This window comes from Nocardia sp. CC201C (assembly GCF_030010695.1).
Classification (GTDB): Bacteria; Actinomycetota; Actinomycetes; order Mycobacteriales; family Mycobacteriaceae; genus Nocardia; species Nocardia otitidiscaviarum.
In genome coordinates, this window is the sequence record NZ_JASCXP010000165.1 from 1 (window position 1) to 14,701 (window position 14,701).

The following is a 14,701-nucleotide window of genomic DNA, read 5'->3' on the forward strand; positions in this document are numbered from 1 at the left end:
CGAGCCGGGCAGGACGCGACGGCACGATCTGGTCGGGGCAGGTCATCATGAGCCGGGTGGGGCGCGGTGCCACGAGCCGCCGCCGCGCACCCGCGCTCGAGTCCGGCACGCTGGTGCGCCCCGGTAGAGCGCCCCAGCCGTGCGCTACAGCGCCCCGGCTGTCCCGTACAGCCCTTCGGCCGTCCGGTATGCCTCAGTGCTCCGGTATGTCCGCTGTCGCATCCAGTGTCTCCAGCAGGCCGAACAATTCATCGGCGATGCCCGGGGCGGCGGCGACCATCAGCGCGCCCTCGGCTCCGGATGCTTCCGGGGCCGGAAGGCGCAGGCGCGCACCGGCTTCCGCCGCGATGAGCGCTCCCGCGGCCCAGTCCCAGAGATTCAGGCCGTGTTCGTAGTGCGCGTCCACGCGCCCCTCGGCGACCATGCACAGATCCAGCGCGGCCGCCCCGACACGCCGAATGTCACGAATATGCGGCAACAGTTCGGCGATCAACTGCCCCTGCCGGGTGCGGCGCTGCCGCGCGTAGGCGAAGCCGGTCGCCACCAGGGACATGGCGGCACTGTCCACGGCGTTGCAGCGCAACGGGATCGGGTCCGCACCCGGTTCGAGGCGGTGCGCGCCCTGCCCCAGCCCCGCGCTGTAGATCACCTCGTGCGCCACGTCGGCCACCGCGCCCGCCAGCGAACGCCCGTCCCGCATTGCCGCCACCGAGACGGCGTAGGCCGGGATGCCGTAGAGGAAGTTCACGGTGCCGTCGATCGGGTCCACCACCCAGTGCACGGCGTCGCCGTCGAGTGAGCCGCCACCCTCCTCCCCCACCACGCGATCGTGTGGGCGCAGTTCGGCCAGTAGTTTGCGAACCAACTGTTCGGTCTCGGTGTCTACGACGGTGACCGGATCGGTCGGCGTGCTCTTGGCCTGCACGGCGTCCGATTCGCGGGCGTGCGGTCCGAAGACCTCCGGGCGGCGGGAGCGCACGTGCGCGGCGGCTGTCTCGGCCAGAAGTACCGCTACCCGGCGCAGTTCGGCGATATCGGTCCCATCGGGGTCGTCGGTGGTGTTCGATGCGGTCGAAGTGAAGGTCGAAGTGGAAGTCGAAGTGAAATCGGAGTCCGGCACGCATCCATCGCAGCACAGATCCGGCGAAACGCGCATTAGGCTTGTCGGGCACGACACAGCTCATACGCCGGTGCGGGACGCGATGTGGCGGGCGACCACGATGGTGTACCGGCTTATCAGGAGAGAACGAGGAGAGTCGTCATGTCCGCTCGGGGGCACGCGTTCGGCATCGATATCGGTGGCAGTGGGGTGAAGGGGGCCGCGGTGGATCTCACCGACGGCGAACTGGCCCACGAGCGCATCAAGATCCCGACGCCGCAGCCGTCCACCCCGAACGCCGTCGCCGAGGCGGTGGCGAAGTTGGTCGCCCAGGCCGGATGGGAGGGACCGGTCGGCATCACCCTGCCGAGCGTGGTGATCGGCGGCATCGCCCGCACCGCCGCCAATATCGATCCGAACTGGATCGGCACCGACGCCCGCGCCCTGTTCTCCGCGGCGCTGGGCGGCCGTGAGGTCACCGTGCTCAACGACGCCGACGCCGCCGGACTCGCCGAGGACCGCTACGGCGCGGCGAAGGAACTGACCGGTCTGGTGGTGCTGCTCACCTTCGGCACCGGTATCGGATCGGCGGTGATGTACAACGGCGTGTTGATGCCCAACTCCGAACTCGGGCACGTGGAGGTCGGCGGCCGCGAGGCCGAGCATCTCGCCGCCGCGTCGATCAAGGATCGACTCGGCCTGACCTACCCGCAGTGGGCCGAGGAGGTGAGCAAGGTGCTGGTCACCCTGGAGAATCTGTTCTGGCCGAATGTCTTCGTGGCGGGCGGCGGGATCAGTCGGGATTATGAGCAGTGGATCCCGTTGCTGACCAACAGAACCCCCGTGGTGGCGGCCGATTTGAAGAACACCGCGGGCATCGTCGGAGCCGCCATGGCCGTCGATGCCGGTATCGCACCGTAAGCAGCCAGGTTCGATCGTTACAATGGAACAAGCCCGGCGGTGAGCCGGAAAGCCAACCCGGCGATTGCCGGAACCCCCGACCGAACCGCTCCGCCGGATGACCACTCTGGCGTGACGCCGCACGAAACCGTCACGAAAGGGCGTACGTGGTAGCCACGAATACCCGAGAGACCGCCGAATCGGCCGACGCTGCCGACTCCGCAGACACCACCGCAGCACGGCCGGTCAAGAAGGCTGCCGCTAAGAAGGCTCCGGCCAAGAAGGCCGCTGCCAAGAAGACGGCGGCCAAGAAGACCGCCGCGAAGAAGACCGCCAAGGCGACCAAGGCCACCAAGGCCGCGAAGAAGGCGGCCCCCAAGAAGGCCGGTGAGGGCGCCGAGACCGAGAACCTCGACGACGAGTCGTTGGAAATCGACGACCTGGGTGACCTCGAGGTCGACGAGGAGGATCTCGGCGACGAGGAACTCGAAGTCGAGGACGAGGTCGAGGAGGAGGCCGAAGAGGCCGAAGCCGAGGCCGAGGAGGAGGCCGACGAGCCGACCGCCAAGGACAAGGCGTCCGGCGACTTCGTCTGGGACGAGGAGGAGTCCGAGGCGCTGCGACAGGCCCGCAAGGACGCCGAACTCACCGCCTCCGCCGACTCGGTCCGCGCCTACCTCAAGCAGATCGGCAAGGTCGCCCTCCTCAATGCCGAGGAGGAGGTCGAACTCGCCAAGCGCATCGAGGCCGGTCTGTACGCCACGGAGAAGATCCGGGAGTACGCGGACAAGGGCGAGAAGCTCAACGTCCAGCTGCGCCGCGATCTGAACTGGATCATGCGCGACGGCAACCGTGCCAAGAACCACCTGCTGGAGGCCAACCTCCGACTGGTCGTCTCGCTGGCCAAGCGCTACACCGGCCGCGGCATGGCGTTCCTGGACCTGATCCAGGAAGGCAATCTGGGCCTGATCCGCGCCGTCGAGAAGTTCGACTACACCAAGGGCTACAAGTTCTCCACGTACGCCACCTGGTGGATCCGGCAGGCGATCACCCGCGCCATGGCCGACCAGGCCCGCACCATCCGCATCCCGGTGCACATGGTCGAGGTCATCAACAAGCTCGGCCGCATCCAGCGCGAACTCCTCCAGGACCTGGGCCGCGAGCCCACCCCCGAGGAACTCGCCAAGGAAATGGACATCACGCCCGAGAAGGTCCTCGAGATCCAGCAGTACGCGCGTGAACCCATCTCCCTGGACCAGACCATCGGCGACGAGGGCGACAGCCAGCTCGGTGACTTCATCGAGGACTCCGAAGCGGTCGTCGCGGTGGACGCCGTCAGCTTCACGCTCCTCCAGGACCAACTCCAGTCCGTCCTGGAAACCCTCTCCGAGCGCGAAGCAGGCGTGGTCCGCCTCCGCTTCGGCCTCACCGACGGCCAGCCCCGCACCCTGGACGAAATCGGCCAGGTCTACGGCGTCACCCGCGAACGCATCCGCCAGATCGAATCCAAGACCATGAGCAAGCTCCGCCACCCGAGCCGCTCCCAGGTCTTGCGGGATTATCTGGATTAGTTCCGCACGGCTCGGGCCGCAGAGCAGTAGTTCTGCGGCCCGAGCCGTATTCGACGCGGAGTACAGCGTTACATCCCGCGACGTACAGAACGCCCCGCGCCACAGGAGTTCTCATCTCACGGGGACGGTGCCAAGCGCGTACGGGACAGGGAGTCGACGTGGGTTCCGCGAGTAGTTCGCGCACCAACTCGATCAGGCCCTCGTTGTTCCGCGCCGTAGTCTCTGCCGATACGTAGTCGGTTCAGATGGTTCCTTGGAGACTCCTGCTCCGCGGGTTCGCGACAGCTTTCGGATCCTGGCTACTTGCCGGCTTTGCCGGTCGCGCTGCGCTTACGGATCTTGATACCCAATTTCTCGGCCTCACGGCGCCGTTCTTCGCGCTGTTCAGGCGTCAGCTGCACGCGCTCGACGCGCATAGTCTCCTGCGTCAAGGCTCCCATGTCACGCCTCCCTCACGAATCCTTGGATGCCAGGCCGCACGTCGACATGAACCCTCGGTGCCTGATCTCCTCCTCAACCAGCGCGTAGGTTGATTCCTCATCGACGATGCCGAAGTCGGCAGCGACAGCTTCGCGGGTGACACGCACCTGCTCGAGAAGCGGGTACTTCGCCAGACCCGACCTGATCAGGCCGATGTAGCGCGCCACCAGTGGCGACCTCTCGCCGCCGTCCCAGAGCGCGCTGTTGATCTGTTCGAAGTTGTAGTCGTAAGCGCGGATTGCTCCGCTCTCCTCGGGGGTGAGTAGGAAGTGGTCCTGACCTATGAGGGCCGAATCGGCCAGTCGGGTCGTCAGGAAAGCGTCGGTCTCGTCATCAACACCCGCCACATGCGGATTGTCCCGCATGACAACGCGAAAACAGCATGCCCGGCATCTTGTCTCGCCCCGAGCCGCGTTCACCGACCAGCGGCCAGTACCGCCGCGAGACCTGCTCGCAGATCCTCGACGAAATACTCGGGTACCTCCAGCGACGGGAAGTGTCCCCCGGTGTCGGGTTCGGTCCATCGCACGATCCGCCGGAACCGCTGCTGCGCCCAGGGGCGCGGGCACTTCTCGATATCACGGGGATACACCGTGATCGCCGACGGGACGTCGACGCGCAGTTCGGGGTCGAGTGAGTTGTGGCTCTCGTAGTAGATGCGGGCCGCCGAGGCGCCGGTCCGGGTCAGCCAGTAGAGGGTGACGTCGTCGAGGATTCTGTCCCGGGAGATCGCCTCGAACGGGCTGTCTTCGGTATCGGTCCACTCGGCGAACTTGTCGAGGATCCAGGCGAGCAGGCCGACCGGGGAGTCGACGAGCGAGTAACCGATGGTCTGTGGGCGGGCCGCCTGTTGCTTCGCGTACGCCGCGCGGCGGCTGCCCCAGAAGTCGCGGGTTTCCTCGGTCCAGGCGCGCTCGGTCGCGGTCAGCCCGTCCGTGGTCAGTCCGGGCGGGGCCTGCGGGGTCACGGTGTGAATGCCGAGGACGTGGTCGGGGAATCTGCCGCCGAGAACGGTGGTGATCACTCCGCCCCAGTCGCCGCCGTGGGCCAAAAACTCGCGGTAGCCGAGTCTGCCCATCAGTTCCACCCATGCGGCAGCGATCTTTTCGATGCCCCATCCGGTGGTGGCGGGCTTGTCGCTGTAGCCGAATCCCGGTAGCGACGGTACTACGACGTGAAAGGCCGGAGCCGCAACGTCTTTCGGTTCCGCCAGCGCGTCCACCACGTCGACGAACTCGGCGATGCTGCCCGGCCAGCCGTGCGTGATGAGCAGCGGGGTGGCATCCGTGCGCGTGGATCGGCGGTGCAGGAAATGAATCCCCACGCCGTCGATGGTCGTGCGGAACTGGCCGATCCGGTTGAGGCGCGCCTCGAACGAGCGCCAGTCGTATCCGGTGCGCCAGTAGTCCACGAGATCGACGAGATCCGCGAGGGGCACGCCCTGGCCCCAACGGCGAGGGTCGGGTGCGGGGCGGCGGACCGTTTCGGCTTCGGGTAGTCGCGCCGCGGCCAAACGCGCGCGCAGTTCGTCGAGTTCGGCGTCGGGTGCGTGGGCTTCGAATTCCCGCACATCGCTGGTCGGTCGGGACATGAGACCTCCTGGCCATCGTGGAACCGGCATAGCCGGTTCTAACACGGCCGAATCTCGACGCGCAACCGGCTAAGGTGGTTCCATGGCTCCCCGGTTCCCCGAATTCCGTCTCGGCACTGTGCTGGCGACCAGCTTCACGGGGACGCTGTCGGAACGTCACGGCAACCCCGTGGAGCGCATCCCCACCCCGCAGCGACTCGTCGACTGGCTGGTGGTGAGCGGACTGGCCGTGGATTCCTGCACCGCCGCCCAACTCGAACTCGCCTGGGAACTCAGGGAATCCATCCACGCCGCGGCAACCGCGGCCGCCAGCAACGCCCCGCTCCCGGTAGCAGCGGTCCACATCATCAATGACCGCAGCACGCAGGGCCGAGCCGCACCGATCCTGACCCCCGAGGGCACCCGGCAATGGCGACTCAGCTCATCGTCCTGCGTAGAAGACGCACTGGGCGTGATCGCCGCCGACGCCATCGGCATCCTGGCGGGCGAACGAGACGGAAAACTGGCCCTGTGCGCCTCCCCCACCTGCCGAGCCGCCTTCTTCGACACCAGCCGAAGCCGCACCCGCCGATGGTGCGATATGAATACCTGCGGGAACCGGCAGAAGAAGGCGCGCTTCATCGCGAACCAGCGCGACTGCATCGATTTCGTCGGCCAGTCTGAAACGTAGTTCACAATCCGTCGCTCGGAACTGCCGTTTCCGGTCGGATCGTCTCGCTACTGTCGAGCGCATGGACGCGGTGCTGGTGCAGAAGAAGCTCGAGCTCACGCCCGATGAGGACTTCATCCTCACGGTGTGGCAATACCGGATGATGCAGCGCGACATCGCAGCATCGAAGGGCAAGCACCTACCGTCCAAGCGCGAGGTCCGCAATTCGTTCCGCGACAATGCGGTTGCGGCCATCATGCAGCGCAATCGGGAGGACTGGTCGCCCGCTGTCGCCGAGGCCGTCGACCAGATCGTGGTGGAGGGCGAATCTCCCAACCTCGAAGCCCTCGAATCCGCTGGGCCGGAGATCTTCTCGGTCGTAACGCGAAGGTCACGAGCCCTGCTGCTGCTCATCGACCTGTATGGCTTCGAGCCGTGGGTCGAGGGCAAGTGGGAGAAGACCGTTCGCACTGAGGCTCTCACCGCCGCTCATCGATCCCTGGACCCGCTGCATCCCGAAGATCTGCACGCGGTGGAAACCGCATACAGGGACGCAATCAAGACGCTGTCGAAGGCGGGGAGCTGGGGCAAGTACGCGCTCCTCGCCGGGGCCGGTCTCGGGCTCGGCATCCTGACCGGAGGTCTCGCCGCACCGGCGATCGGGGGAGCGTACGGGGCGCTCGTGCTCGGCTATTCGGGTGCGGCCGCGACGTCTGCGGGCTTGGCCGCGATCGGCGGCGGTTCCATTGCCGCCGGTGGTCTCGGCATGGCCGGTGGGGCGGCCCTGATCACCGGATTCAGTGGTGCGGTGGGAGCCGGAGCGGTCACGCTCGCGGGTAAGGTATCCGGGCTCACGGCGGCTCGCATCGCAGCCGACGCCATCCGGCTCCACGTCGTGACCCAACTCGTACTTCGCGATGTCGACGGCAACGAGGAAGCGGCGAAGGCGGTCATCGTCAGCCTCCGCGAACGGGTCACCAACCTCGGCAAGACCGTCGTGGCTCTCGCCGAGCGAATCGACGCCCTCCGTGCGCAGCTCGAGATCAAGCAGGCGGAGCTGAACGCGGAGCGGGGGCAGCGCCTCGCGGCCGAGGATCGCGTCGCCCGCTTCCGGGTCGTCGCCGACCGGCTCAAGGAGCGCGTCACCGGACCCGAGAACGACGAACTCCAGGCTCTGCTCGCCGAACTCGACGATCTCGAGGGCGAGAAGAAGACCGTCGAGAACCTCGCCCAGGGGGTCGCCAACCTCGCAGACGACCTCGAGGACGCCGCGTGAGCACCGACCGCGATTCCAGCGACCGGATCCCGCCGATCGACGACGCCTACATCGGCAACCTGGACGCACTCACGCGCGACCTCGACGACATCGAAATAATCGCCGCGTCAGCGCTTTCCAACCAGCCGACCGACCATGCGGCGAGGGAGCGCGTAGCGAGTACTCCGACCGACCTCACCTATTCCGAACTCACGGCCCGTCATGAGGATCGTCGAGCGGCCGAAGGATGGGGTGAGCCCGAACTATCCGACATACTCGACCCGATCGCGCTCGAACAGCTCGATGAATGGCGGGCGGCCCAACGGATTCCATGGGAACGAAGTGATCTGGTGGTCGTCGGAATCTCCGGGCTCATCGGCGCACTCGGCAACCTTTACGATAACCATGTGGACGCCGCAGTCCTCAATGGCCTGTCCGTGTTGAAGAAGAGCGACCTGCTGCGCCGCTGGGAGAGGGAGACCGCCCGACTTCCCATCGACTACACCGGCCCGAAATTCGGTGGTCCGGCGCATCGCGCCCGGTCCGCGGGCCACGACATCGGCCGCTTCTTCACCGCACTCGAGCAAATCCGCACCGGAACGTTCGAAGGAACCTGGTGGAACGACGGACAACGGATGATCGAACACGTCACGGCGACGCGCTCCGGACTGCCGTTCGCGCAAGCACCCGAACCCCATCTCGCGGTCGCGCTGTTGCTGAAGCACTGGGCAGCCGACTTCGTCACACCGATGAACCTTCCGCTGCCGGGCTGGACGCTCCTCTGCGAGATGCCGAACCACGACCTGCGGGAGTTCGCCAATGACGTCTACGCCGGCACGAATTCCGGTGACGGGCTGAATCTCCGCTCCGGCATGCTGACTCCCGGACTGGGAATGCTCGCAACGGAGGCCATCATCCGAACCCACACCCACCTGCGCGCCTATCGCTCCACAGGCACGGCACGCCTGACCACCTCGGCGACAGCCAACCGCACAGAACTGCTGCTGGCCGCGCACGCCGCAGCCGGAGCGATCAGTGTGTCGAAGACCGCCGCAGCAGCCATCGCCGGTGAAACCGTCGTCGCCGCACGACATCTCAATATTCCCGTGCTCATGCGGATCGGCATGCTCGCCCTGAGAGTCCGCTCCGACGCCGCGACCCGTGCACAAGCCGGAGCACCGTCGTGGGAACTGCTACTCGCCGCGGAGGCCACGACGTGGACCCTTCCGGAGGCCGTGACCATCGCGGACCTCTTGTCGAACCACGCTGAGGGCGACGACGCCGGTCCTGGCGATCACCCCGCCTGAATCAGCAACCAGGGCGCTGCCTACAGCCTTCAAGAATCAGCCCTCGCTCCCCGTACGAGGGGCCGTAAGCCACGATAAGATGTTCACCCTCGCCCTAATACGCAGCGCTGCAAGGCAATACGCGCTTGTTACGACGGACCGAGGCGCGGTTCGGACGCGTAGAGGGGTTCCGAAAAACGCAGGGGGACGCCGATGAACGATTACCTGGGACTGCTGCCCGAGACGTTGAAGCGGATCGCGACCAATCTCGACTCGGTGTCGCCGATCCCGTGGCCGCTGTGGATCGGCATCCTCTTTCCGATCTATATTGCCGCGGTCTCGGTTGTCGTGTGGTTCTTGCGCGGCAGCGTGTGGCCGGTGCACTGCGCGTACCCGCGCACGAAACGAGGTGGGCCATGCCGCAACTGGGTCGCCGGTGAATGGAGTCGCTGTCGATATCACAATCGCCGCCGGACGTATCGCTACGGTCATGAGGTTGTGACCATCCAACGCTGGCAGACTTTCGCCCGCAGGGGCCAGATCGTCGACCGCCCAGAGCGAGGTGTCGGGGTGGTTCGATTCCGCCCCGCTGGCGCGACCCTGCTGTACGAGAAGGGTTACAGCCGACCGCCAGCCGGGGTATTGCGCCTGCTGCCTGACAAGGTTCGAGCCGTGGCATTACGAATCCGGGATGCCCGTTTGTGGTCGCGTAGACCACCGAATGATCCACAGGACGACCCGAGCCGGCGTTCGTCCGCGGCAACCCGGACAGACCTCGCGGAGGGGCTGGATCGAGTCGTCCGGGCGACACAGTTCGCTACCGGCGCGTTCGGCGTCGCGATCGTGATCACGCTCATCGCCGTCGCGCTGAGTGGGAATGTCGCAACGTACGCGCAGTACGTCGCCACGCTCGGATTCGTGTTGGCGTGGGCGGCCACGAGTTCCGGTATATACGAACGCAACCCGAATTGGTTCACGGTGACCTGCCGGAAGGCCGTCAGATGGTGGGCGTTGTTCTTCGTGCCGGTGGCATTGGTGAATCTGTTCTACTTCATCAACCCGTCACGACCTGGCGAGCTCCCAGCGATCATGACCAACTAACGTTCTGCGCCTGACAGCCGTTGCGGATCCGGAGAGAGTCGATGCCCCGTTCTGCGGTCGTTCGCCTTCCGGACGGGGATCTGGCGACACTGCGCTCGCTGCTGGCCGCTCGCGAGTTGGAGTATCTGGAACGCTCCCTGGTTCATAAGATCAGCTACTACGGCATCGAACTCACCCCGCCGGAGCGCGCGATGCTGCCTGGCGCCGACGTCGGTGCCGCACCGGGCCGCACGATCCACACCCCGCGGTTCGCTGCCGCCGACCCCGATGACTCGCCCGCCGAGACCGATCTGCTCAACTGCGCGGTCGGTCGTCCCGACCTGCGTCGCATTGTGAAGACCCGCAGGCTCCAGGAACCCGAGGCGGTTCTGTATGTCGTTGTATGCGCCGCTGGCACGGACGTGTCCCGCCTGCAGGGCGCCCTGGAAGTGGATGCGCTGGTCGAAGTGGTTGCCGAGGACGAACAGCTGCCCCCGTACCAGGCCTCCGCGCTGGCCGCCGGTCGCCAACTCTGGCCGACTCGGTACCTCCGATAGAACCGCGACCGAATCGCCCAGTCTCGACTGCGACCCCCAGCGCCATCCGCGCACTCGGGAGGCTCAGAATCTCCTCGCCGACATCATTCCTGGCGTCGGCGTGGTGCTGCGCGTGTATCCACCAGCACTGGGTCGAGGCCAACCATCACGAGTACCGGACCTGCCGCCTGCACTGCGCCGGAGCACGTGCGCGAAGTCCGGTCGCGCGCCTCATTCCCCCACCCGCCGACACCCTTCCAACAACAGCCGAATCGTGAACCGCACGTCGTAATCCGGGTCGGCGGTTTCCGCACCCGCGCAGATGTCACCGACAGCGCGCATCAGTTGGTAGGCGGGGATGTCGGTGGTGATCTCGCCGGCGGCGCGGGCGGCGGTGAGGAGGGTGTCCAGGACCGGGAGGAGGCGGTCGAGGAAGAGGGTGTGCAGGGAGGTGAAGCCTTCGGGGTCGGTGCGCATGGCGGCGGCTAGGCCGTGTTTGGTGACGAGGAAGTCTACGAAGAGGTCGATCCAGCGGGTGAGGGCGACGAAGGGGGACTGCTCGGTGGCGAGGAGGGTGGGGGCGGCTTCGGCGCAGGCTGCTATCTGGTGGCGGTAGACGGCGGCGATGAGGTCGGCTCGGGTGGGGAAATGGCGGTAGATGGTGCCCATGCCGACGCCCGCGGCGGCGGCGATGCGGCGGACCGGTGCGTCCACGCCGTGGGTGCGGAAGACCGAGGCGGCGGCGTCGAGCAGGGCGCGCTCGTTCCGCTGCGCGTCGGCACGTTTGGCCGAGGTGGTGGCGGGTGGAGTCCGGTCGCCTGCGTCCATGTGACGCCCCTTTCCGATGACAGCACTTGCTAAGCGGAACACTGCTCCGTATATTCGGAACAGCGCTCCGGTTATGAGTATATCGGCGGTTCGCGCGGTCATCGGCCGCACCGCAGCAGTGGGGCGTTCACCGCTATCGAAGGAAAAGCCATGCCCGGACCAGATCTGACGGCCCCCAGCGCCGTACCCGCACTGTCCACGCCCGTCATCAGCGTCAAACCGGTTGTGCTGCCCGCACCCGAACGCGGCCACGACCTCCAGGTGCGCGTGTCCGCGCCCGCCGTCGGGACCGGCCTGCCGGTCATCGTGTTCGCGCACGGTTTCGGCGAATCGATGTCCGCCTACGACCCGTTGGTCGACTACTGGGCGGGCAACGGTTTCGTCGTCGTGCAGCCGACCTTCCTCGATTCCCGAACTCTGGGCCTGTCCATGGCCGATCCGCGCTACCCGGATATCTGGCGGATCCGCGTCGCCGACATCACGCGGGTGCTCGACGAACTCGACCACATCGTCACGGCGCTCCCCGGACTCGGCGACCGCGTCGACCGCGACAGCATCGCGGTGGCGGGGCATTCGTGGGGCGGCCAGACCGTCGGCATGCTGCTCGGCGCGCGCGTACTCGACGCGGACGGGCGACCCGGACCCGACCTGAGCGATCCACGCGTGAAAGCCGGTGTGCTGCTTGCCACCACCGGCATCGGTGGCGACAGCCTGACACCGTTCGCCGCCGAGCACTTCGACTTCATGAGTCCCGACTTCGCCGCCCTGACCACCCCGACGCTGGTGGTCGCGGGCGACCACGACCGATCCCACCTCTCGACGCGCGGGCCGGACTGGTTCACCGACGCCTACACCCACAGCCCGGGCGCGCTGAGCCTGCTCACCATCCACGGCGGTGAGCACTCCCTCGGCGGCATCCACGGCTACAACGCCCGCGACACCACCGACGAGAGCCCCGAGCGGGTAGCGCTCATCCGGCGCGCGGCCCGAGCCTTTCTCCGCGACGTTCTCGGCATCGACGACACGGACTGGAAACAGCTGCGGACCGACCTCGTCGCGGACCCGATCGGGCGCATCGACACCACAACGGTCGCGCCGGGCCATGGGTAGCCCCGACCCGGTGTACGCATTCGCCCGCGAATTGCTCGTCACCTGCGGAAACTTCGAGCTATCGCCAACTGGAACGAGTTTCGAGGAAATAGGGCCTTTCAATTTCACAAAGCCGGTACCGGACGGTAAGGTTCGCGCTCGATCGCGGCGGTGAAGCGCCAAAGCCCAGTTCCGGCAATGGAGTTCGTGTGCTCGAAATTCATCACTTCAGCTACGGGTGGGTGACGCCCGTGCTGGCCTACATTATGTCCGTCACGGGCTCGCTGCTCGGATTGCGGTGTACGGCACGGGCGCGTGCCGGTGGTGGACGGCGCGGGTGGCTGATCGCGGCGGCGGTGGCCATCGGCGGCACCGGAATCTGGGTGATGCACTTCATCGCCATGCTCGGCTTCTCGATTCCCGGGGCCACGATTCGCTACGACATACCCATCACGCTGTTGAGCGCCGGGATCGCCATGGTGGTGGTGTGGCTGGGATTGTCCATCGTGACGCGGGAGCGGCGGGGACGATGGGAGTTGCCGACGGGCGGCACGATCACCGGAACGGGCGTGGGCGCGATGCACTACGCCGGGATGTACGCCATGAAATCGGATGCGATCATGCGGTACGATCCGGCGCTGGTGACGCTGTCCATGGTGATCGCGGTGGTGGCGGCGACGGTGGCGCTGTGGTTCACGCTGCACATCAATGGCATCCTCGCCACCATCGGGGCGGCCCTGATCATGGGTGTGGCGGTATGCGGCATGCACTACACCGGCATGGCGGCCATGAGCGCGCACCATGCGGCGAACCCGACCATGCCCTCCGGCGCGGGAGCCATGGAGTTGCTTGCGCCGCTGATGATCTCGGTGAGCATGGTGACCCTGGTCCTGCTCATTCATGTGGGACTGACCGAGGTGGACGAGCGCAGCCGCCGCGAGACGCTGCCGCGGACGCCGGCGCCCGAACCGTGGTCGCTGGCGGGCAGCAACCCGGCCGCACCCCGGACCACGACTACGCAGCCGCCGCGCTACCGACCCTGACCGCCGGGGCCGCACCGGCCCAGGATGCCTTGCGCAGCAACCACTCCAGTGGCCCCTGGTCGAAGCGGCTCAGCCACCACCGGGAGACCACCCCCTGAACCGCGAGGATCAGCAGACACAGCACGACCGTGTGCGACCAGGCCCGCGGCGCGTCCGGAACGATGCCGAGCGGCCGCGCGGCGAAGCGCAGGCCGACCACGATGAGGGTGGCCGCCACATAGTTGGTGAGCGCCGTGCGGCCCAGCGCCGCCAGCACCGGGGTGATCACCGCGAAAACCTCTGTGCGAGTGAGCATCGACACGAGGCAGGCATAGGTCGCCGCCATGATCAGCCCGACGGCCGCACCGGCCTCCGGATGCCCCCACTGCCACAGGATTCCGGCGGCGCTGGCCGATACCAACACCAGCGCGACTGTCGGCAGTGCCGGACCCGCAACGGTTTCCCATCGTCGCGGCAGATCGGCCAGGCCCGCCGCGAACCCCAGCAGGAACAGCCCGGGCACCAGCACCAGGCCACCGCCCTGCGCGACCCCGGCGACGGTGAGCACCGCACCTGCCGCACCGGTCACCGGGATCGCCCACCGCTGCGGCAGGAACGTCGACGGCAGCAACACCGTGAGCCCCGCGATGGCGTACGGCAGCAGCGCTTCCCCCGGTTGCAGCAGTTGATGGAGCGCACCCAGCGCCGCCAGGGCGAGAATCCGCCGCAGCAGCACCACGCGCGGCGCCGCCGCCCGGCCGCGGGCCGAGCGCCACATGAGCGCGAAGCCGATCCCGAACAGCAGCGAGAACAGCGGGAAGAACCGCCCGTACACGGCGAGTTCCAGCACCCGTGGGACCGGGTCGAGCGCACCGTCGCGCACCGGATCGAGCCGCAGGATGGCGGGCGCGTTGGCGAAGAGGATTCCGCACAGCGCGAATCCACGCAGGACATCGAGGCTCGGCAGTCGTCGCATACCCTCATGCTGGCCGCCGTGGCATCCGTCCGGCATCGGCCGAACGGCCGGTATCCACCCGCCCGCGTCGGCCGATCGGCCGATCTCAGTCCATGAGCCCGGCCCGCCAGGCACGGGCCGCCACCTCCACCCGGTTCCGCGCCGACAGCCGCCGCTGCACGCTGGCGATATGGGTTTTCACCGTACCGAGCGACAGATGCAACCGCTCCCCGATCTCAGCGTTGGTCGCGCCCTCCCCCACCAACCGGGTCACCTCCAGTTCACGGGGGCTGAGAGCGGCGACCGCGGCCGCCAGCTCCGGCGGCACCCGGCGGCCGGCGCGGGCATGGGTGCGGCGCA

Annotated in this window: 16 protein-coding genes; 9 read left to right on the forward strand and 7 right to left on the reverse strand. The window is 67.2% G+C overall.

What is annotated here, in order from left to right:
- Positions 1-193: 193 nt before the first annotated feature.
- The gene (locus QK444_RS18395) at positions 194-1,033 is read right to left on the reverse strand and encodes an inositol monophosphatase family protein (RefSeq protein ID WP_282781960.1); all 840 of its coding nucleotides are present in this window, start codon (positions 1,031-1,033) and stop codon (positions 194-196) included.
- A 228-nt stretch (positions 1,034-1,261) separates the two neighbouring features.
- Here QK444_RS18395 and ppgK point away from each other — a divergent pair, with 228 nt between their 5' ends.
- A complete protein-coding gene (gene ppgK, locus QK444_RS18400) occupies positions 1,262-2,020 on the forward strand; it encodes a polyphosphate--glucose phosphotransferase (RefSeq protein ID WP_282781932.1) in 759 nt (252 codons plus the stop codon).
- A 146-nt stretch (positions 2,021-2,166) separates the two neighbouring features.
- Positions 2,167-3,570 carry an RNA polymerase sigma factor gene (locus QK444_RS18405; RefSeq protein WP_282781934.1) on the forward strand — a complete coding sequence of 468 codons (1,404 nt, stop codon included), beginning with the start codon at positions 2,167-2,169 and terminating at the stop codon, positions 3,568-3,570.
- 299 nt (positions 3,571-3,869) lie between these two features.
- On the opposite strand, the gene QK444_RS18410 is transcribed toward QK444_RS18405, so the two are convergent.
- From QK444_RS18410 to QK444_RS18420, 3 genes are read right to left on the reverse strand one after another with little or no spacing between them, the layout of a single operon-like run.
- The gene (locus QK444_RS18410; protein WP_282781936.1) at positions 3,870-4,010 is read right to left on the reverse strand and encodes a hypothetical protein; all 141 of its coding nucleotides are present in this window, start codon (positions 4,008-4,010) and stop codon (positions 3,870-3,872) included.
- Between the two features lie 12 nt (positions 4,011-4,022).
- Positions 4,023-4,415 carry a hypothetical protein gene (locus QK444_RS18415; RefSeq protein ID WP_282781938.1) on the reverse strand — a complete coding sequence of 131 codons (393 nt, stop codon included), beginning with the start codon at positions 4,413-4,415 and terminating at the stop codon, positions 4,023-4,025.
- 50 nt (positions 4,416-4,465) lie between these two features.
- A complete protein-coding gene (locus tag QK444_RS18420) occupies positions 4,466-5,641 on the reverse strand; it encodes an epoxide hydrolase family protein (RefSeq protein ID WP_282781939.1) in 1,176 nt (391 codons plus the stop codon).
- Positions 5,642-5,723: 82 nt separating this feature from the next.
- On the opposite strand from QK444_RS18420, the gene QK444_RS18425 reads away from it, so the two are divergent.
- From QK444_RS18425 to QK444_RS18445, 5 genes are all read left to right on the forward strand, one after another.
- Entirely contained in the window at positions 5,724-6,311 is a 588-nt protein-coding gene (locus tag QK444_RS18425) for a CGNR zinc finger domain-containing protein (protein WP_282781941.1), read from the forward strand.
- A gap of 61 nt (positions 6,312-6,372) precedes the next feature.
- Complete coding sequence (locus tag QK444_RS18430) at positions 6,373-7,566, forward strand: hypothetical protein (protein ID WP_282781943.1); 1,194 nt, start codon at positions 6,373-6,375, stop codon at positions 7,564-7,566.
- A complete protein-coding gene (locus tag QK444_RS18435; protein WP_282781945.1) occupies positions 7,563-8,852 on the forward strand; it encodes a hypothetical protein in 1,290 nt (429 codons plus the stop codon). Before QK444_RS18430 ends, QK444_RS18435 begins: the two co-directional genes overlap by 4 nt.
- A gap of 192 nt (positions 8,853-9,044) precedes the next feature.
- Complete coding sequence (locus QK444_RS18440) at positions 9,045-9,932, forward strand: hypothetical protein (RefSeq protein WP_282781947.1); 888 nt, start codon at positions 9,045-9,047, stop codon at positions 9,930-9,932.
- Between the two features lie 116 nt (positions 9,933-10,048).
- Entirely contained in the window at positions 10,049-10,468 is a 420-nt protein-coding gene (locus tag QK444_RS18445; protein WP_282781949.1) for a hypothetical protein, read from the forward strand.
- Positions 10,469-10,678: 210 nt separating this feature from the next.
- Here QK444_RS18445 and QK444_RS18450 read toward each other — a convergent pair whose 3' ends face one another.
- Positions 10,679-11,275 carry a TetR/AcrR family transcriptional regulator gene (locus QK444_RS18450; protein WP_282781951.1) on the reverse strand — a complete coding sequence of 199 codons (597 nt, stop codon included), beginning with the start codon at positions 11,273-11,275 and terminating at the stop codon, positions 10,679-10,681.
- Between the two features lie 150 nt (positions 11,276-11,425).
- On the opposite strand from QK444_RS18450, the gene QK444_RS18455 reads away from it, so the two are divergent.
- A complete protein-coding gene (locus QK444_RS18455) occupies positions 11,426-12,385 on the forward strand; it encodes an alpha/beta hydrolase (RefSeq protein WP_282781952.1) in 960 nt (319 codons plus the stop codon).
- A 188-nt stretch (positions 12,386-12,573) separates the two neighbouring features.
- Complete coding sequence (locus QK444_RS18460) at positions 12,574-13,407, forward strand: MHYT domain-containing protein (RefSeq protein WP_282781954.1); 834 nt, start codon at positions 12,574-12,576, stop codon at positions 13,405-13,407.
- Here the strand turns inward: QK444_RS18460 and QK444_RS18465 are convergent.
- Together QK444_RS18465 and QK444_RS18470 are read right to left on the reverse strand one after the other, a co-directional pair.
- Complete coding sequence (locus QK444_RS18465) at positions 13,379-14,362, reverse strand: DUF418 domain-containing protein (RefSeq protein ID WP_282781956.1); 984 nt, start codon at positions 14,360-14,362, stop codon at positions 13,379-13,381. The genes QK444_RS18460 and QK444_RS18465 overlap by 29 nt on opposite strands.
- An 85-nt stretch (positions 14,363-14,447) precedes the next feature.
- Positions 14,448-14,701 (reverse strand): LuxR C-terminal-related transcriptional regulator (locus QK444_RS18470; RefSeq protein ID WP_282781958.1); only part of this gene is annotated, 254 nt, incomplete at its 5' end.